We start from the raw sequence: 18,593 nt of genomic DNA, 5'->3' as shown, positions 1-18,593 counted from the left end.
GACCGTCCGACAGGAGGCTCGATGGCCACGACCCCCGATGACCCGCGCACCGGACGCCCCACGAGCGTCGGTGCCCAGCAGCAGGCCGCCCAGCCGGGGCTCACCGGTCCCATGGACCCGCGGCCCGATCATGGCGAGCAGAGCTGGACCGGGCATGAGCGGCTCGCCGGACGGCGGGCGCTGATCACCGGCGGCGACTCCGGCATCGGCCGAGCCGTCGCGCTGGCCTACGCTCGGGAGGGCGCCGACGTCGCCATCGTGCACTTCTCCGAGGAGCACGAGGACGCCGCCGAGACCGTCCGTCTGGTCGAGGAGGCCGGACGGCGATGCACGCCGATCCTCGCCGACATCCGTGACGAGCAGCAGGCCGTCGAGGCGGTCTCCGAGGCCGCCGAGGCATTGGGCGGGCTGGACGTCGTCGTCCTCAACGCCGGCCACCAGCGCCGTCGCGAGGGCATCGAGACGCTCTCGGTCGACGAGATCCGCCGCGTGGTCGACACCAATCTCGTCGGGCACCTCGTGGTCGCCCGCGAGGCGGTGCCGCACCTCTCCCCCGGGTCCTCGATCATCACCACCACCTCGATCCAGGCCGCCGAGCCGAAGCCCGCGCTGCTCGACTATGCGATGACCAAGGCGGCCCAGGTCGCCTTCACCGAAGCGCTGGCCGACGAGCTGGGCGATCGGGGCATCCGGGTCAACGCCGTGGCCCCGGGGCCGATCTGGACACCGCTGATCCCCGCGACGGGCTTCGAGGACGAGGCCGTCGAGCAGTTCGGCCGGGACACCCCGCTGGGCCGCCCCGGCCAGCCTGCCGAGCTGGCCGGCGCCTACGTGTACCTGGCCAGCGACGAGGCGTCCTACACGTCCGGGGCCGTCGTGCCCGTCACCGGAGGAAAGGGGTTCTGACCATGCCGAACCGCAGCATCAAGGACGAGGAGCTCTACGAACGTCTGCGCGAGGAGGGCGAGTCGAAGGAGAAGGCCGCGCGGATCGCGAACTCGGCGGCCGCCGAGTCGCGCAGCGAGGTCGGTGAGCGCGGCGGCGAGGCACCGGCCTACGAGGACCGCACCGTCGACCAGCTGCAGGACCGGGCGAAGGAGCTGGGCATCACCGGCTATTCGCAGATGACCAAGGATGAGCTGATCGCGGCGCTGCGGGAGCACTGAGCCGTGCGGCGAGGGCGCAGCGCCCTGCGGCGACGCATCCGTCCGCGCCGCTAAGCTGGCCGGGATGGAATCCACGACCTCGCCCCTGGTCGCCGGAGCAGACTTCGGCACCTCGGCGCTGAAGCTGGTCCTCGTCGACGTCGACGGCCGCACCGTCGCCGCCGCCCAGGCGGACTATCCCACTGACCGACGACGAGACGCCGACGGCACCGTCCGGCATGAGCAGGATCCCGAGGACTGGTGGAAGGCGCTGACCCGTGCCCTGGCGGAGACGGGACTGTCTCGTCGCATCGTCGCGCTCGGCCTCACCGGACAGATGCAGGATCTCGTCCTGCTCTCCGGGATCCGTCCGGTGCGGCCGGCGATCCTGTACTCGGACCAGCGCGCCGCGGCGCAGCAGCACAGGCTTCTCGACCGGCTGCCGTCCTGGCACCGGCGTGCCGGCAGTCGCCAGGACGCCACCAGCGTGGCGGCGACGCTGCGCTGGCTGGCCGATCACGAGCCTGAGAACCTCTCCGCGGCCGACGGGCTGGTCTTCGGGCCGGCCGGCTGCATCGCCCGGCGTCTCGGCGCGGAGGGCGCCTGCGACCTGACCACTGCGTCGACCACCGGGCTGCTCGACCTCGCGGCCCGCGACTGGTGGGCTCCAGTGGCCGACGAGGCCGGCATCGGCGTCTCCCGCCTGCCGCGACTGGTCGACGAGCCGGCCGCCGAGGGGCCGGTCGTCCGCGTGCGGGCGGCCGAGGCCGCAGAGCTGGGACTGCCGGTCGGCACGCCTGTGGTGCTGGGGCTCGGCGATGCCGCCGCCACCACCGACGGGCTGGTCGGCTCCGTGCCGGGCGAAGCCTACGCCTCGCTCGGAACCTCCGGCTGGATCGCGGCGGTGACCCCGGGCCCGCCGGACGACGGCGCTGACCGATCCGCGGTCCACCAGCTGGCGATGGGCCGCGAGCACCTGCTGCGGATCGCCGCCGTGCAGTCGGCCGGCGGCAGCGCCGAGTGGTCCCGGCGCCATCTGCTGGACGAGGTCGACCACGCGGCCGTCGAAGAGCGTGCCGCGGAGCGGATCGACCGACTGTCCGAACGCCCGCTCTGCCTGCCGGGCCTCGGCGGGGAGCGGTATCCGGTGCGCAACGCCGAAGCCCGCGGGACGTTCATCGGCGTCACCGAGGCGACCGAGGCGATCGACCTGCACCTGGCCGTGCTGACCGGAGTCGCCTATGCCCTGGCCCAGGGGATCGAGGAGCTCGGCCTGGAGCAGCAGACGCTGCCGGTGGTCGGCGGCGGAGCGGAGAGCCGCGTCTGGCGCCGGCTCCTGGCCGATGCGACCGGCAGGACCGTGGTGCACCGCGCGGAGACCGACGACGCCGCGGCCCGCCATGCCGCCCGGGCTGCAGCGGCCGGCGGCGGGCTCGGGCATCGGGTGCCGCCGCACTTCTCCGAGGCCGGGCATGACGACGCGGCGGTCAGCGTCGTCGAGCCCTCGTCGCTGGCCGCGGAGCATGCCCGGCTGCGCGAGATCCACCGGGAGCTCCACACGACGCTGGCCCCGACGTTCGGCCGGCTCGCCGGCACCTGAGGGGCACGCATCCCACTCTGCTCACCACCGCGGGTGGATCTGCTCGCGCAGCACGTCGTCGTAGAGCTCACGGACGCCGTCGAGGAAGCTCTGCGGCAGCGCGCCGACGGCGGCGGCCTCGGCGTTCGACCGAGCCTGCTCGGCGGTCCGCGCCCCGGGGATCACCGAGGTGACCCCGGGCTGCTGGATGACCCAGGCCAGCGCCGCCGTCGTCGGCGCGAGGCCGGCGTCGCGGGCCAGCTCGGTGAAGCGGGCGGCGGCGTCGACGCCTATGGCGAACTCCACGCCGGAGAAGGTCTCCCCCACGTCGAAGGCCTGGCCGTCGCGGTTGAAGGTCCGGTGGTCGGTCTCGGCGAAGGTGGTCTCCTTCGTGTAGCGACCCGAGAGCAGCCCGCTGGCCAGCGGCACGCGCGCGATGATGCCGACGCCGGCCTCATGGGCGGCTGGCAGCACCTCGTCGAGCGGCTTGCGGCGGAAGGCGTTGAGGATGATCTGCACGCTGGCCACATGCGGACGGCGGATGGCGGCCAGGGCCTGCTCGCAGGTCTCGACGCTGACGCCGTAGGAGGAGATCGCGCCCTCTTCGACGAGGGTGTCGAGGTCGTCGTAGACGCGGTCGGACTCGACGACGTCGCTGGTCGGGCAGTGGAGCTGGACCAGGTCGAGCGTGTCGACGCCGAGGTTGCGCCGCGACCGATCGGTCCAGGCGCGGAAGTTCTCCAGCGTGGCGTGCTCGAGGTCGGGCTCGGCGGCGCGCCGGATCATCTTGGTGGCCACGAAGCCGTCCCACTCCGAGTGCTCGCGCAGCCAGCGACCCACATGCCGCTCGCTCTGGCCGTCGCCGTAGACGTCGGCGGTGTCGATGAAGGTGACGCCGGAATCGGCCGCGGCGTCGAGCACACCCATCGCCGAGGCGTCGTCGATGGCTCCCCATTCGCCGCCCAGCTGCCAGGTGCCGACTCCGACGGTCGAGACCTCACGTCCGGTCCGTCCCAGAATGCGCTGCTCCACGTGTCCTCCTCGATGCGGGCCGACGCCGGTCTTCCCCGGCGTCGGCCTCATGGCGTCGATGAGAGTCGACCGAGTGTGACCGACCTCTCGCTCCGACCACTCTACAGTCGTCCCCCGGACGGAGGGCCGCACATGACGCATTTTGTCCGACGGTGAAACATGGTGCCGCCCGTCACCCGCCTCTCCTGGACGACGCCCCGTCGTCGAACGCGCGAAAAGGCCCGTCGAACCATGTGGTTCGACGGGCCTTCCCATCCGGTGGAGGTAACGGGACTCGAACCCGTGACCTTCTGCGTGCCACGCAGACGCGCTACCAGCTGCGCCATACCCCCGTGTTCTTTTTTGCTCTGTCGCCGCGGCAACGCACTCTACTCTACCCACCTCCCCAGGCCGAGGCAAATCGAGCGATTGTGGCCCTTGCCACAGTCGCCCGGCGGGCTGACCTGGGGAGTCCATGGGGCGTTCATCGGGAGTTCACGCCTCGGCGGACCCCTCTGGCGGCTCCTGGGAGGCTTCGGGGGCCGAGGCGGCGGGCAGTTCCAGATCGACATGGTCGACGTCGGCGTAGAGGCGGTCCAGCCCGTAGAGCACACGCTCCTCCTCATGCTGGACGTGGACGACCATATGTCCGTAGTCCAGCAGCACCCAGGTGCCGCTCTCGCGGCCCTCGCGGCGCAGCGGCTGCGAACCGTGCTCGGTCTTGATGCGGAACTCGACCTCGTCGACGATCGCATCGATCTGGCGGTCCGAGGGGGCCGAGCAGACGAGGAAGGCCTCGGTGATGCCGATCCTCTCCCCCACGTCGAGGCCGACGATGTCGGTGGCCAGCTTCTCGGAGGCGGCCGCCGCGGCGGTCCGCAGTTCGGCGAGGACGGTGTCGGTGATAGTCACGAAGTACAGCTCTCTCTCACGACAGGACGGTGTAGAGGACGACGCCGACGGCGATCAGCAGCAGCACGCTCAGGGCGATGACCAGCCACAGCATCGCGGACTGGCGGCTCGCCTGACGAGAGGTCTGTTCGACCATCTCGTCGATCTCGAGGCCGTGGGCGCCGCTGGCCTCGACCGGATCGATCTCTCCGGTCGCCACGTCGGTCGGGTCGGGGTTATCCGCCTCGGCATAGGCGCGCAGGGTCTTGCGAGTGATGACCTCGGACTCGGGGCGCTCCTGCCGGCGGCGCTCCTGCTCCTTCTCCTGCTCCGCCAGCTCCAGGCGCCGTCGTTCCTGATTGGCCTGCATGGCCTTCGCGGCCATGGCCTGCTGCTTCTTCAGCAGCTCAGGGTCGACAGCATTCGGGTCGCTCGGAGCACGGGAGGTGATCTCGTCGGTCAGCGCGTCGATCTCGGCGATCCGTTCCGCGTCCAGCGCCGGCATCTGGCCGGTCTCGCGGAGCAGTCGACGACCCCTGCGGGAGGCGGGCACGGGGGGCAGCTCGTCGGCGTCCGACGGCGAGTCCTGTGCGGAGTCCGCCTCCGAGGCAGGTTCGGCATCGTCCGAGCCGCCAGAGGCCTCGTCGGAGACGTCCTCGGAGTCTGCCGCGGGCTCCTCGGCAGACTCGGCGGATTGGGCGGATTCAGCAGACTCGGCAGACTCTGCGGACTCGGCAGACTCAGCGGATTCAGCGGATTCGGCAGACTCAGCAGACTCAGCATGGCGGGCCGAGCCCTCGGCGTCGGTCGCCTCGTCGGAGGCGGCAGGCGCCTCCGCCTCGTCGTCGGCGTCCTCCACGTCCTCCGTCGTGTCGTCCTCGATCGTGTCAGCAGCCCGGACGGCTTCGTCCGCGTCGTCGACCGCCTGGGGCTGCTGGGGCTCCCGGGGCTCCTCGGGCATCGACTCGGTGCTCGTCGCAGCAGGGCCCTCCCCCATCTGCGTCTCGAGCTCGTCGGCGTCCTCGGAACCCTCGTCGGAGACGTCGAGATCCTCACGAAGGTCCTCGTCGCCGTCGTCGGCCTCGCCGTCCGCATCAGATGGTGCCTCATCGGCCTCATCGGCCTCATCGGCCTCATCAGTGTCGGTCTCGGCGTCATCGCCGGAGTCGACGTCCGGATCCTCGGCCGCCGTCGCCGACGGGGAGGCTTCAGCCGCCGTGTCGACGGAGGTCCCCGCCTCGTCCTCTGTCACGTCCTCGTCGCTCGGGACGTCGGGCGCGACAGTCGCGGCGGACTCCTCTCCCGCTTCGGCAGACGCGTCGACGACGGCCCGCTCTTCGGCGGCCTCCTCAGCGGAATTCTCGGTCGCCTCCGGAGAGGGCACCTCGTCCTCGGCCGCGTGCGTCGGGCGAGGCAGCTCGAGACGCCCCGTCGTCTCGGCGGTCTCGGGGGCGTCGTCTCGGGGCGCCGCCGCGGCGCCCTCGGACGCGGCGGCCTGAGCCGCTCCGCTCCCCGGCCGTCCACGACGGGCCTTGCGCTGGGCCTCGCGTCGACGCCGGAGCTCCCGGCGCGAGACCGGCAGGTACTGGGCGCGGAGATCGTCCGACTGCTCCTCCCCCGCGATCGACGTCGCCTCGGCGTTGTCACCGGTGCTCCTCGGCTCGGGATGGACCGCGTCCTCTGCGCTCATCTGCTCGCCTCCTGCGGACTCTCGGGGGTCCCTGGACCCTGGCTGTGCTCCATGCTACGTCGGGCCGGCGCTCGTCCGGCGGCGCCGTGCGAGGCGGGGCGGAGCTGGTCGGCGGCGGCCCCGCGGACCGCACCGTCGTCGTCCTGCTGATAGAGCCGGTGCTTGGCGATGTACTGCACGACGCCGTCGGGCACCAGGTACCAGACCGGTTTGCTGTGGCTGACCCGTTCGCGGCAGTCGGTCGAGGAGATCGCCATCGCCGGGATCTCGACCAACGAGATCTGGTCTGTGCGGCCGAAGTCCTCCGAGACGTAGCCCGGACGGGTCACCGAGACGAAGTGCGCCAGCTCCCAGAGCTCCTCGACGTCCTTCCAGGACATGATCTGGGCCATGGCGTCGGCGCCGGTGATGAAGTACAGCTCCGCCTCCGGGTACAGCCGCCGGAAGTCGCGCAGCGTGTCGATCGTGTAGGTCTTGCCGCCGCGGTCGATGTCCACCCGGGAGACGGTGAACCGCGGGTTCGCCGCGGTGGCGATCACCGTCAGCAGATAGCGGTGCTCGGCCGGGGTCACCTGGCGGGAGGCCTTCTGCCAGGGCTGCCCGGTGGGCACGAAGACGACCTCGTCGAGGGCGAACTCGCTGGCGACCTCGCTGGCGGCCACCAGGTGGCCGTGATGGATGGGGTCGAAGGTGCCGCCCATGATCCCCAGACGGAGTCGACGACGTCCGGCATCGGCGGTGGCGGCGGCCTGCGGTGCGGCGTTCAGTGGTCCTCGTGCTCCTTGGCCGGCAACTGACGTCCCTTGCTGGAGAAGGACACCGTGATCAGCAGCATGCTCATCAGCAGCGCGAACATGATGATGCCGAACCACGGGGCGGGCATGAACAGCTCTCCCCCGTGCTCCTCGGACGCTTCGGCCAGCAGTGCGGCGATGGGCGTATTCAGCATGCCTCTCCCTCGACGGTCGACTCGGATCAGGGCAAGTCTACGCGAAACAGGGGCCCTGTCGCCCACCGGCTCACCGGCGAGGACCGGTGTGGCCGGAGGCGACAGGGCCCCTGTCGCGACGCGTGTGCACGGGCTCCGGGCCCGCCGCGCGGGCCCGGGCGGTTCAGCTCGCGGAGTCCGCCCTCGAGCCGCTCTCCACCTTGTTGAGGGTGCGGGCGGCGGCATCCCGGCCGCCCAGCCCGAAGGCCAGCGCAGCGGCCAGCGCCCCGCCGACCACCACGGCGCCGAAGGCCAGGTTGATGATCGAGTCCGCGATGCCCATGTACTGCAGGCCCATGGCGACGAAGAGGGCCAGGGTGCCGTAGCGCATGATCGTGCTCGGCGTGCCCTCGCCGACCGGCCGGGCCAGCAGGTTCGCGATGAAGAAGCCGGCACCGATGATCACCGCGCCGAAGATGACCCGGCCGCCGAGCTCCAGGACCTCGTTGAGGATGGCGGTGATCTCGGGGAAGTTCAGCGTGCGGGCGGCCATGATGCCGAAGAAGAGCACGATGCCGACCTGGGCGATCCGCGACAGGATGGACGAGACGCTCGTCCATCCGGGCTCGATGCCCAGGTTGGCGGCGGCACGGTCGGTGCCGATGGAGCTCAGCACCGAGCCGAGCAGGTCGCCGACGAATTTCGCGATGACCACGCCGACGGCCAGGATGAGGGCGGCGGCGATGAACAGCGGGATGAAGTCCAGGATCAGCGTCAGCATCTGAGTGGCCGGCTCGGAGACGGCCTCGATGCCCAGGATCTGCAGAGCGCTGATGCCGACGACGATCACGATGACCGCGAAGACGACGTTGCCGATCACACCGGTGATGCGGCGGTTGGCCTCGGCGTCCGCGGCCGACGGCACCGCCCCGGCCGACGAATCGTCGACGCCGGCACTCTCGGCGGTCTTGTCAGCGGCGGCCTTCGCCCGGCCCACCAGTCCGGCGAAGTTGACCCGGCCCAGCGTCGCTTCGATCAGCTGCTTGACGATCTTCGCGATCACGAAGCCGATGAAGAACACGAAGCCGGCGCCGATGATGTTCGGCAGGAAGCTCAGCCCTGCGGCCAGCAGATCCTGCACCGGCTGCAGCACCCGCTCCAGGGCGAAGAGCTGGAGCACGGCGATCAGCCCGAAGAGCCAGATCACCAGCGAGGCGATCTGGCCGATCGCCGAGCCCAGCGATTGCCCGTCAGCTCCGCCGCCGCGCTGCAGGAAGCCCACACGGGAGACGAGCTTGGAGATGGCCCACTTGACCACACTGGCGATGATCCATGTCACGAGCAGGATGACGACGGCCATGATGATCTTCTCGACCAGCCCGAGCCAATCGTAGTTGCCCAAGTCCATGATTACTCCTTCAATAATGCGCTTCTCAGCCCGCCGGCGGCGTGGCCGATATCACACACGCTACCCATTTGATGAGGAAGGGTCCACAGATGGAAGACGCATTTCCAGGAGATTCTTCGGACGGAACGTCCTGCTCAGCCGCGCGTCGTCCCGGTCCGTCGGGCTCGGACCGACCGGGACGCGGGGGGCGACTGGTCAGGCACGCACCTGGCCGTCGCCGCGCACGACCCACTTCGTCGTCGTCAATTCCGCCATGCCCATGGGCCCGCGGGCGTGCATCTTCTGCGTGGAGATGCCGACCTCGGCGCCGAGGCCGAACTCCCCTCCGTCGGTGAAGCGTGTGGAGGCGTTGACGATGACTGACGCGGCGTCGACGCGTGCGACGAAGCGGTCGGCGTGCGCCACCGAGTCGGTGACGATCGCCTCCGTGTGACCGGTGGAGTGGGCGGAGATGTGCTCGATCGCCCGGTCGACGTCGTCGACGACGCCGACGGCCATCTGCAGGTCCAGGAACTCGGTGCCGTAGTCCTCCGGCGTCAGCGCATGCACCTCGCCCATCGGCTGCCCGTCGACGGAGTCCGTCGGGTCCCCGGAGGGAAGCCACCGCCGGGCGCGCTCGTCGACATGGAGGTCCACGCCGGCCCGCAGCAGCGCCCGCAGCGTCTCGCGGCCGGCCTCCTCGGCCTCGGCATGGAGCAGCAGCGTCTCGGCCGAGTTGCAGACGCTGGGGCGATGGGTCTTGGAGTTGAGCACGATGTCGCGGGCGGTGCGCGGATCCGCGCCGGCGTCGACGAAGACGTGCACGTTGCCCTCGCCGGTCTCGATCACCGGCACTCGGGCGTTCTGCACCACGTGCTGGATCAGCGCGCGGCCGCCGCGCGGGATCAGCACGTCGACCGAGCCGCGGGAGGTCATCAGCTCGGTGGCGCCGTCACGCCCGTGGGGGTCGATGGACTGCACGGCCTCCGCCGGGGATCCCGTGTCGCGCAGCGCGGTGCGGATGATCGCCAGCAGGGTCTCGTTGGTGCGCGCGGCGGCGGATCCCCCGCGCAGCACGGCGGCGTTGCCCGACTTCAGCGCCAGGGCGGCGATGTCGACGGTGACGTTCGGACGGGCCTCGTAGATCACGCCCAGCACGCCCAGCGGCACAGTCTGCTGGGCCAGCCGCAGACCGTTGGGCAGTGTGCGGCCCTGCACGACCCGGCCGATCGGGTCGTCGAGCCCGATGACGGCCTCGACGGCGCCGGCGAGCTTCTCGACGCGTCCCTCGTCCAGAGCCAGCCGGTCGAGCAGCGCCCGGGAGAGCCCGGACTCGCGTCCGCGGGTCAGGTCCTCCTGGTTGGCGGCCAGCAGCCCGTGGACCGACTCGCGCAGCCCGGCGGCGACTGCGCCGAGGATGCGGTCCTTCTGCTCACGGTCCAGCAGGGCGAGATCGCGGGCGGCACGGCGGGCATCCCGGCTGACCTCGGCGATCGCCGCGCCGACGTCGGACGTGCCGCCCGGCGTGCTCTGCGCACCCTGTGCGGCGGATTCGTGCGTCTCGTCACTCATGCCCCCAGCCTACTGGACTGTTGAACAATCCGGGAGGACGCGACGAGGACGTCCGCAGTGCGGACATCTCCGACGACGGACTCCCTCAGTCCTCGGCGGGCCCGGCGGCCACCCGGACCATGTCGTCGGCGTGGACGACCTCGCGCTGGTGGTCCTCTCCGTAGAGCCGCACGATCTCGGCGGTCGACCGACCGAGCATCCCCGGCAGCTCGGCCGAGGAGAAGGCCACCAGACCACGGGCGTGCACCGTTCCGTCGGGCCCGGCGATCTCCACCGGATCGGAGGGCTCGAACTCCCCGGTCACCGCCGTGATCCCGGCGGCCAGCAGCGACCGGCGACGGCGGACGACCGCGGCGACGGCGCCGTCGTCGACCGTCAGCCGTCCCTTCACATGGGCCAGATGCGCCAGCCAGGCCGATCGCGCCCCACGGCGCCGACCACGGGCGGTGAAGAAGGTCCCCACCGTCTCGCCGGCGAAGAGCCGGCCGGCCTGCGAGGCCGAGGTCAGCACCGCCGGGATGCCGTTGTCGGCGGTGATCCGGGCGGCCTCGACCTTGGTGACCATGCCCCCGGTGCCGACGCCGGCCTTGCCGCGGCGGCCCAGGGTCACGCCCTGCAGGTCGGCGGCGTCGTCGATCCGCGGGATCGGCCGCCCGCCCTGATCGGGCGGGCCGTCGTGCAGGGCGTCCACGTCGGAGAGCAGCACCAGCCCGTCGGCGCGGACCAGATTCGCCGTCAGCGCCGCCAGCCGGTCGTTGTCCCCGAAGCGGATCTCATGCGTGGCGACGGCGTCGTTCTCGTTGACCACCGGCACCGCCCCGAGGCTGAGCAGCTTCTCCACCGCCCGCAGCGCGTTGGTGTAGTGCGTGCGTCGGATCAGGTCCTCCACCGTCAGCAGCACCTGCGAGACCGTGGTGGCATGCGCGGCGAAGGCGCGCGTGTAGTGCGCCAGCAGCATTCCCTGCCCGACGGCGGCGGCGGCCTGCTGGGTGGCCAGGTCATGCGGGCGGGTGTGCAGCCCCAGCGGTGCGAGCCCGGCGGCGATGGCCCCCGAGGACACCAGCACGACGTCGGTGCCGCGGGCGCGCAGCGACTGCACGTCGTCGACCAGCCGCTGCAGCGCCTCCACCGAGATCCCGCCGTCCAGCGTGGTCAGCGAGGACGAGCCGACCTTGATCACCAGGCGGCGGGCGCGGCCGATGTCGGCCTGTCCGGTCAGCACCGAGGCCGTCAGCCCGGCCGTCCGAGCTGCGGGCCGGCCGGCGTTCATCGGCGGTCTCCGCGGGATCCGTCGGCCTCGTCATCCCAGTCCTCGGGATGGACCTCGCCGGCGTCCTCCAGCCCCTCGTCGGGATCGCCCTCGGTGTAGACGATCTCGACCTGGTCCTCCTCGACGTCGCCGGCGCCCTGCAGCGAGTACTCCGAGGCCATCTCCGCCCGCGTGGCCGCCCGCGCGTCCCGACGAGCCTGCTGGTCGGCCTTCTTCTCCTCGCGGGTGGGCCGGCTGCGCTCTTCGAAGCGCATGTCGGTGCCGCGCGGACCGCCCAGATGCTCGGCCCCGCCGGCCATGGTCGGCTCCCAGTCGAAGACGACCGCGTCGTCGCCGCCGATGACCACTGCATCCCCGGGACGAGCACCCTGCTTGAACAGCTCGTCCTCGATGCCGATGCGCTCGAGCCGGTCGGCCAGATAGCCGACGGCCTCGTCGTTGCCGAAGTCGGTCTGCAGGATCCAGCGCTCGGGCTTGGCCCCGCGCACGCGGAACAGCGGCTCGCCGCTCTTCTCCTCGCGGGTGATGGTGAAGGGCTTGGAGTCGACCGCCTTCGGGCGGACGGTCACCGGCACCGGGGCCGGTGCGGTCTCGCGCCGCTGACGAGCCTCGGCGACCAGCTCGGCCATGGCGAAGCCGAGCTCGCGCAGTCCGCCGCGGTCGAGGGCGGAGATGTCGAAGACGCGGTGTCCGCGGGCGACGAGCTCCTCGCGAACCAGCCCGGCCATCGCCTCGCCGTCGGGCAGGTCGGTCTTGTTCAGCGCGACCAGCCGCGGCCGCTCGGTCAGCGGCACGGTGGCGCCGGAGTCGGCGGCGAGGCCGTCGACCGAGTCGGGCGCATAGGCGGCCAGCTCGGCCTCGACGGCGTCCAGATCGCTGATCGGGTCGCGGTCCGATTCCAGCGAGGCGCAGTCGAGCACATGGACCAGCGCCGCGCAGCGCTCCACATGGCGCAGGAACTCCTGACCGAGGCCGCGGCCCTGGGCTGCGCCCGGGATGAGGCCGGGGACGTCGGCGACGGTGAAGCGCACGTCGCCGGCCTCGACGACGCCGAGGTTCGGCACCAGCGTGGTGAAGGGGTAGTCGGCGATCTTCGGGCGCGCCGCGCTCATCGCCGCGATGAGACTGGATTTGCCCGACGACGGGTAGCCCACCAGGGCGATGTCCGCGACGGTCTTGACCTCCAGGACGACGTCGGCCTGCTCGCCGGGCGTGCCCAGCAGCGCGAAGCCCGGAGCCTTGCGCTTCTTCGAGGCCAGCGCCGCGTTGCCCAGGCCGCCCTGCCCCCCGGCGCGATCGTGCAGCGGGCACCGGCGCCGACCAGGTCGGCCAGGACGTTGCCCTCGAGGTCCTTGACCACGGTGCCGTCCGGCACGGGAAGCTCCAGGGCCGGGCCGCGGCGGCCGTGCCGCAGATCCCCCTCCCCGACGCCGCCGCTCTCGGCCGACCGGTGCGGGCGGTGGTGATAGTCCAGCAGCGTGGTGGTCTGCGGGTCGACGACCAGCACCACGTCGCCGCCGTCGCCGCCGTCGGCCCCGTCCGGCCCGCCGAGCGGCTTGAACTTCTCGCGATGCACGGAGACGCAGCCGTGGCCGCCGTCACCGCCTGCGGCGTGCAGGACGACGCGGTCGACGAAGTGTGCCATGGGGTTCTCCTGTCGGGAGGGGCGGGGCGACGGGGCGATGCGTCGCCGGGACCTGCTGTTAAGACAGCAGAGGACGGACCGCGACGGCCCGTCCTCTGCTGCTCGTGTCCGGCCGGGCCGTGGAGTGCTGTCAGCACCCAGGTCCGCCCGGGGCCGCACTCACTGTGCGGCTGGAACGATGTTCACGACCTTGCGGCCGCGGCGGCTGCCGAACTCCACGGAGCCGTCGGACAGGGCGAACAGGGTGTCGTCCCCGCCGCGTCCGACGTTGCTGCCGGGGTGGAACTTGGTGCCGCGCTGACGCACGAGGATCTCGCCGGCGGAGACGTCCTGTCCGCCGAAGCGCTTCACGCCGAGGCGCTGCGCGTTCGAATCACGGCCGTTGCGAGTCGAGCTCGCACCCTTCTTATGTGCCATAGGTCTGCCTGCCTCTCAGCTGGAATGGTTGGATGAACGGGAAACCGGCGTCGTCGGTCCGATCGGCCGTCGCTCAGGCGATCGAGGTGACCTTCACGCGGGTCAGCTCGGAACGGTGACCCTGACGCTTGTGGTAGCCGGTCTTGTTCTTGAACTTGTGAATGACGACCTTCTTGCCGCGGACGTTCTCCAGCACCTCAGCAGTGACCTTGACCTTGGCCAGGTCGTCGGCGCCGGTGGTGACCTGGTCCCCGTCCACCAGCATCACTGCCGGCAGCTCGATGGTGCTGCCTGCCTCGGCGGGGACGCGGTCAAGGGTCACGAGGTCTCCGACGGAAACCTTCTCCTGGCGGCCGCCTGCGCGGACAATCGCGTACACCACTTGGGACTCACTTCTCTCGATGACAAATATGGACTCAAATTCTCGACCTGGCCGGCTGCACTGCGGGTCCGTGGCCGGTGCGGTCTCCCCCGCGGCCTCGCGGGGGAGACCGAGCGTCGGAGAACGGCGGCTTCGGACGGGACCGAGAGGGTCCGTGCGACCGGGCGCAGAAGACGTGCTGGTGCCGATGACACCAGGAATCAACTTTACGTCATTCCTGCCGCCCCAGCAACTGGAGGCCCGCCGCGACACGCCGACGGACGGCGCCGCGACGGGGCCCGGACTCACACGGAGCCGGAGGCCGCCTCGTCGCCAGTCTGGTCGGTTCCGGCGGCCGTCGTCGAGTCGCTCTGACCGAGCTTCTCTGCGGAGACCCCGACGCCGAACATCGTGGGCTCGGCGCCGGACTCCTCCGCCGGCGTCGACGACGCCGCGACGGATCCGACCGAGGCGGAGAACGTCGTGCTCGGCCCGCTGACCGACCGGGAGACCTCGTGGACCTCTCCCCCGGCGCCCTGCGCCGAGCCGGCGGCCCGGCGCCGCCGACGCCGAGCCGGACGGTCAGATCCGGCGGCGGAGGTCGACGAGGACGAGCTCGGCCCCGCCGCCGGTGCGGCCGCCGTCGTCGACTCCGAGGCCTGCTGCCCGGTGCGCTCCTCGGTGCTCTTCCCGGAGCTCTTCTCGACACTCTCCTCGGCGGAGTCGTCCTGACTGCGCGACTCGAGCGCGGCGTCCAACGAGTCCAGCGACACGTCGGCCGGCGACTCCTGCCCCCCGCCCTGATCGGTGGAGCGGCCCTGCCGCTCGCCGCGGGGCACCTCCACCGGCTCGCCGCCGATGGTCAGCACCGGGGCCTCGCCGGAGCCGTCTCCGGACGACGCCTCGGCCGCCGCAGAGGACACGGACTCTGCCGACTCTGCGGCCTCCCCCGCCTGGGTCGGAGCTCCGCCGCTGCGTGCGGCACGGCGCGGGCGCCGCGACCGGCGGCGACCGGAGCGGCCCTCGCCGTCGCGCTGGCCGGAGGACTGGTCCGCCTGCCGGTCCTGTCCGCCGGACGTCCGGTCGGTCCGTCGTCCCGAATCCGCCGACGTCGACTGCTCCGACTGCTCGGCCGTGGCCGCGGCCACCTGGGCAAGGGCCTGCCGGGCCTGCTCCTGCTTGGCCTTCTCCTCGGCCTGCTGCTGGGCCTGCTGCTGTGCGCCGGCCTGGTCGTCCTTCTTCTGCTGAGGCTGCTGGCCCCCGTCGCCGTCGCCGCCCTTGCCGCCGCGGCGACCCTTGCGGCGCTTCTTCGACCCCTTGCCCTGTCGCATCTCACCGTCGGAGGTGTAGGACGCGGTCTGGGCGACCGGCTCGCCGTGGGTGTGCAGCCCGCGGCCGTCGCAGTGCTCGCAGGCGGTGGAGAAGACCTCGAGCAGGCCGGTGCCCATGCGCTTGCGCGTCATCTGCACCAGGCCCAGCGACGTCACCTCGGCCACCTGGTGCTTGGTCCGGTCCCGGCCGAGGCACTCGACCAGCCGGCGGAGCACCAGGTCACGGTTGGACTCCAGGACCATGTCGATGAAGTCGATGACGATGATCCCGCCGACGTCGCGCAGGCGCAGCTGGCGGACGATCTCCTCGGCGGCCTCGAGGTTGTTCTTCGTCACCGTCTCCTCGAGGTTGCCTCCGGATCCGGTGAACTTGCCGGTGTTGACGTCGACGACGGTCATCGCCTCGGTGCGGTCGAAGACCAGCGACCCGCCGGACGGCAGGTTCACCTTCCGGTCCAGGGCCTTGGCCAGCTGCTCGTCGATCCGGTGATGGGCGAAGACGTCGTCGGCCTTCTGGTCCTCCGCGTCCCACTGGTGCAGCCGGTCGAGCAGATGCGGGGCCACGTAGGTCACGTAGGCCTCCACGTTGTCCCAGGTCTCCTGCCCCTGGATCTCCATCGAGGAGAAGTCCTCGTTGAAGACGTCGCGGACGACCTTGATGGTCAGGTCCGGCTCGGAGTACAGCAGCTCGGGCGCGAGGATCTTCTTGTCGGCGGCCTGGGACTGGATGGTCTCCCACAGCGCCCGGAGCCGGTTGATGTCGTTGGTCAGCTCCTCCTCGGAGGCGCCCTCGGCCGCAGTGCGCACGATCACGCCCGCATTCTGCGGCATCTGCTCCTTGAGGATCTTCTTCAGCCGGGCACGTTCGGTGTCGGGCAGCTTGCGCGAGATCCCGGTCATCGATCCGCCGGGCACGAAGACCAGGTAGCGTCCCGGCAGCGAGACCTGGCTGGTCAGACGCGCGCCCTTGTGCCCGACCGGGTCCTTGGTGACCTGGACCAGGACCGAGTCGCCCGACTTCAGCGCGTTCTCGATCTTGCGCGGCTTGCCGTCGAGGTTCGCCGCGTCCCAGTCGACCTCGCCGGCGTAGATGATCGCGTTGCGCCCGCGGCCGATGTCGACGAACGCCGCCTCCATCGAGGGCAGCACGTTCTGCACCTTGCCGAGGTAGACGTTGCCGATCAGCGAGTCCTGCTGGGTGTTGGAGACATAGTGCTCGGCCAGCACGCCGTCCTCCAGCACGCCGATCTGGATCCGCTCGCCCTGCTGGCGCACGATCATCTTCCGGTCCACCGACTCGCGGCGGGCGAGGAACTCGGCCTCGGTGATCACCTGACGCTTCCGGCCGCCATCGCGGGAGTTCTTGCGGCGCTGACGCTTGGCCTCCAGGCGGGTGGAGCCCTTCAGCCCGGTGACCTTGGTCGGAGCGGCCGGCGCGGCGGCCTCGGCGGTCTCCCGCGGGGCGCGCACCCGGGTCACCGTGTGCTCGGGGTCGTCGCCCTCGCCGCCGGTGACCTCCATGTCGACCGAGCCGCGCCGGCGACGGCGCCGCTTGCGCACGACCTCCCCGCCGTCGGATCCTCCCGAGCCGCCTCGGCCGCCGGACGAACTGTGCTGCTCGTCCCGCCCGTCCTGGTCGGCGGAGTCGTCCTGATCGTCCTGCCCGTTCCCGGCGCCGCGGGAGCCGTCGCCGCCCTGGTCGGACTGCCGGCTCCGGCCGCGGCTGCCGCGGCGGCGCCGCCGGCGCGAGGAGCGTCGGCCCTCATCGCCGGAGCTGCTCGAACCGTCGCCGCCGTCCCGAGAATCCCCGGAGTCGTCGGAGTCGTCGGAGCCGTCGGAGCCTCGGTCCTGGGAGTCGGACGGGTCGGAGCCGTCGGTCTCCTCCGAGTCCTCGGACTCCCCGGCCGTGACGACCGGGGCGACTTCGGCGGCGGGGATGGGCTGGACGGCCTCGAGATCGGGCGCCTGGAAGAGCACTGCGGTCGGGTCCGCCGGCGCGCCGGCCGCCTGAGCGGCCCCTGCGCCGTCCTGCGCCTCGGTCGTCTCGCCCGCCTCATTCTGCTCCGCGGGCTGCTGGGCGGCGCCCTCCGGGGTCTGCGGAGTCTCCTCCGCGGCTGACGTGCCGGTTTCCTGCGCCGGCGTGTTCACCGCGCCCTGGTCGTCGGATGCGTCCTGGGACGTCGGCGTCGTGTCGGTGTGGGACATTGGTCGATTGCTCCTGCCGTCGCCGACGACGCCACACTCGCCGTCGCGCCGGCTGTTCGGTCCGGTCGTCCGTCGGGCCGCGTTCGCCCGCCCTCTCACGGTGGGTGCGGTCCGAGGTGAATCCTCATGGCTGGTCCGTCTGGCCGGTGGTCACCTCGCCGGGCGCTGACACCTGTCGATGGTGTGCGCTCTGCACGGCGGGGCGCCGCCTGCCGGCCTCGTCCTGTCGCTGCGCCGCCTGCTCGAAGAAGTGCTCCGGAGGCCTGTGTCGGCGGCGGCATCTTGATGCTCGAAGATGCTCGTCGTCATGCGCCGTGCGGACTCGGGGCGCGGCGGACGCCGCTGATGCCCTCGCCCACGACGGGTGCCGGCGTCGCCGGGCCTCTGCGCGGTGCAGCTGTGCAGTTGTCGGAGGCTGTCAAGCTTCCACGAGGCCCGGGTGTGGACCGCGCCTCGATGCTTCCCAGTATCGCACACCGTCGACAAGGTCCACATCGTGGACCCTCTGAACGGCGTGCCGCGCACCGCCGCGCCGCGGACCTGCGGCACGTAGAATCGGAGCATGACAGCCGACTCCTCCGTCGAGAGCTCCCCCGCCGTCCCCGCCGGTCCGCGTCGCTTCGGCGACCGCGGCATGGGTGTCTGGCTGCTGGCCACCGGCGCCGTCGCGACGCTGGCTACGCTGCTGCTGCTCTACGAGCGCGTCCAGATCTGGCAGAACCCCGACCATGTCACCGCCTGCGATGTGAATCCGTGGGTCTCCTGCGGTGCGGTCATGGGGTCCTGGCAGGCGGCGACCTTCGGCTTCCCGAACATCTTCATCGGAGTGGTGGGCTTCCCGCTGATCCTGGCGATCGCGGTGAGCCTTCTCGGCGGGATCCGGCTGCCGCGCTGGTACTGGGGCGGACTGCAGGTCGGAGTGCTCTTCGCCTTCGGCTTCTGCGTCTGGCTCTGGTCCCAGGCGGTCTACGCCATCTCAGCGCTGTGTCCCTACTGCATGCTCGTCTGGGCGGCGGTGATCCCGATGACGGTGGTGGTCACCGCTCGCAACATCGAGCACGGAGTGCTGCCCGTGCCCCGCGGGCTGCGACGGGTCCTCGCCGACTGGTGGTGGGTGGCCATGGTGCTGCTCTACCTGCTTGGTCGTCGTCAGCATCATCC

General features: G+C 71.5%; 15 protein-coding genes, 1 tRNA gene and 1 pseudogene. 4 read left to right on the top strand and 13 right to left on the bottom strand.

Features of this window, described 5'->3' with window-relative positions; translation table 11 throughout:
• Positions 1-21 precede the first annotated feature (21 nt).
• The 3 genes from GU5_RS0107470 to GU5_RS0107460 all read left to right on the top strand — a co-directional run bounded on the left by GU5_RS0107470 (position 22) and on the right by GU5_RS0107460 (position 2,745).
• On the top strand, positions 22-906 hold the full coding sequence (locus tag GU5_RS0107470) for an SDR family oxidoreductase (RefSeq protein WP_010524958.1): 885 nt from the start codon (positions 22-24) through the stop codon (positions 904-906).
• A gap of 2 nt (positions 907-908) precedes the next feature.
• The gene (locus tag GU5_RS0107465; RefSeq protein ID WP_010524957.1) at positions 909-1,166 is read left to right on the top strand and encodes a Rho termination factor N-terminal domain-containing protein; all 258 of its coding nucleotides are present in this window, start codon (positions 909-911) and stop codon (positions 1,164-1,166) included.
• A gap of 64 nt (positions 1,167-1,230) precedes the next feature.
• Positions 1,231-2,745, top strand: coding sequence for an FGGY family carbohydrate kinase (locus GU5_RS0107460; protein WP_010524956.1), 1,515 nt, complete (start codon positions 1,231-1,233; stop codon positions 2,743-2,745).
• A gap of 21 nt (positions 2,746-2,766) precedes the next feature.
• Here GU5_RS0107460 and GU5_RS0107455 read toward each other — a convergent pair whose 3' ends face one another.
• From GU5_RS0107455 to GU5_RS0107395, 13 genes and pseudogenes are all read right to left on the bottom strand, one after another.
• Entirely contained in the window at positions 2,767-3,756 is a 990-nt protein-coding gene (locus tag GU5_RS0107455) for an aldo/keto reductase (protein ID WP_010524955.1), read from the bottom strand.
• A 259-nt stretch (positions 3,757-4,015) separates the two neighbouring features.
• A tRNA-Ala gene (locus GU5_RS0107450) sits at positions 4,016-4,088 on the bottom strand.
• 142 nt (positions 4,089-4,230) lie between these two features.
• Positions 4,231-4,647: a ribosome silencing factor gene (gene rsfS / locus GU5_RS0107445; RefSeq protein ID WP_010524954.1), complete on the bottom strand. Its 417-nt coding sequence runs from the start codon at positions 4,645-4,647 to the stop codon at positions 4,231-4,233.
• Positions 4,648-4,663: 16 nt separating this feature from the next.
• Positions 4,664-6,316 (bottom strand): hypothetical protein, encoded by a 1,653-nt coding sequence (locus tag GU5_RS0107440; RefSeq protein WP_010524953.1) that lies wholly within the window; start codon positions 6,314-6,316, stop codon positions 4,664-4,666.
• Complete coding sequence (gene nadD / locus GU5_RS14600; RefSeq protein WP_010524952.1) at positions 6,313-7,017, bottom strand: nicotinate-nucleotide adenylyltransferase; 705 nt, start codon at positions 7,015-7,017, stop codon at positions 6,313-6,315. The genes GU5_RS0107440 and nadD overlap by 4 nt, the downstream gene beginning before the upstream one ends.
• Before the next feature lie 62 nt (positions 7,018-7,079).
• Positions 7,080-7,265: a hypothetical protein gene (locus GU5_RS17605; RefSeq protein ID WP_010524951.1), complete on the bottom strand. Its 186-nt coding sequence runs from the start codon at positions 7,263-7,265 to the stop codon at positions 7,080-7,082.
• 163 nt (positions 7,266-7,428) lie between these two features.
• Entirely contained in the window at positions 7,429-8,652 is a 1,224-nt protein-coding gene (locus tag GU5_RS0107425; protein WP_010524950.1) for a mechanosensitive ion channel, read from the bottom strand.
• 195 nt (positions 8,653-8,847) lie between these two features.
• On the bottom strand, positions 8,848-10,203 hold the full coding sequence (locus GU5_RS0107420; protein WP_010524949.1) for a glutamate-5-semialdehyde dehydrogenase: 1,356 nt from the start codon (positions 10,201-10,203) through the stop codon (positions 8,848-8,850).
• 85 nt (positions 10,204-10,288) lie between these two features.
• Positions 10,289-11,473 (bottom strand): glutamate 5-kinase, encoded by a 1,185-nt coding sequence (proB, locus tag GU5_RS0107415; RefSeq protein ID WP_010524948.1) that lies wholly within the window; start codon positions 11,471-11,473, stop codon positions 10,289-10,291.
• Positions 11,470-13,118: pseudogene (obgE, locus tag GU5_RS15910) on the bottom strand (GTPase ObgE). Before obgE ends, proB begins: the two are co-directional and overlap by 4 nt.
• Before the next feature lie 159 nt (positions 13,119-13,277).
• Positions 13,278-13,535: a 50S ribosomal protein L27 gene (gene rpmA, locus GU5_RS0107405; protein WP_010524945.1), complete on the bottom strand. Its 258-nt coding sequence runs from the start codon at positions 13,533-13,535 to the stop codon at positions 13,278-13,280.
• Positions 13,536-13,608: 73 nt separating this feature from the next.
• Complete coding sequence (rplU, locus tag GU5_RS0107400) at positions 13,609-13,917, bottom strand: 50S ribosomal protein L21 (protein WP_029514110.1); 309 nt, start codon at positions 13,915-13,917, stop codon at positions 13,609-13,611.
• 284 nt (positions 13,918-14,201) lie between these two features.
• On the bottom strand, positions 14,202-17,432 hold the full coding sequence (locus GU5_RS0107395) for an Rne/Rng family ribonuclease (protein ID WP_010524943.1): 3,231 nt from the start codon (positions 17,430-17,432) through the stop codon (positions 14,202-14,204).
• A gap of 562 nt (positions 17,433-17,994) precedes the next feature.
• Between GU5_RS0107395 and GU5_RS0107390 the strand changes: the two genes are divergently transcribed.
• On the top strand, positions 17,995-18,593 hold a 599-nt coding region (locus GU5_RS0107390; RefSeq protein WP_010524942.1), incomplete at its 3' end, for a vitamin K epoxide reductase family protein.

Source organism: Nesterenkonia sp. F (genome assembly GCF_000220985.1).
In the GTDB taxonomy this organism is placed as follows: Bacteria; Actinomycetota; Actinomycetes; order Actinomycetales; family Micrococcaceae; genus Nesterenkonia.
The sequence above is the reverse complement of the archived record's forward strand: the minus strand, read 5'-3'. Positions and strand labels throughout refer to the sequence as shown.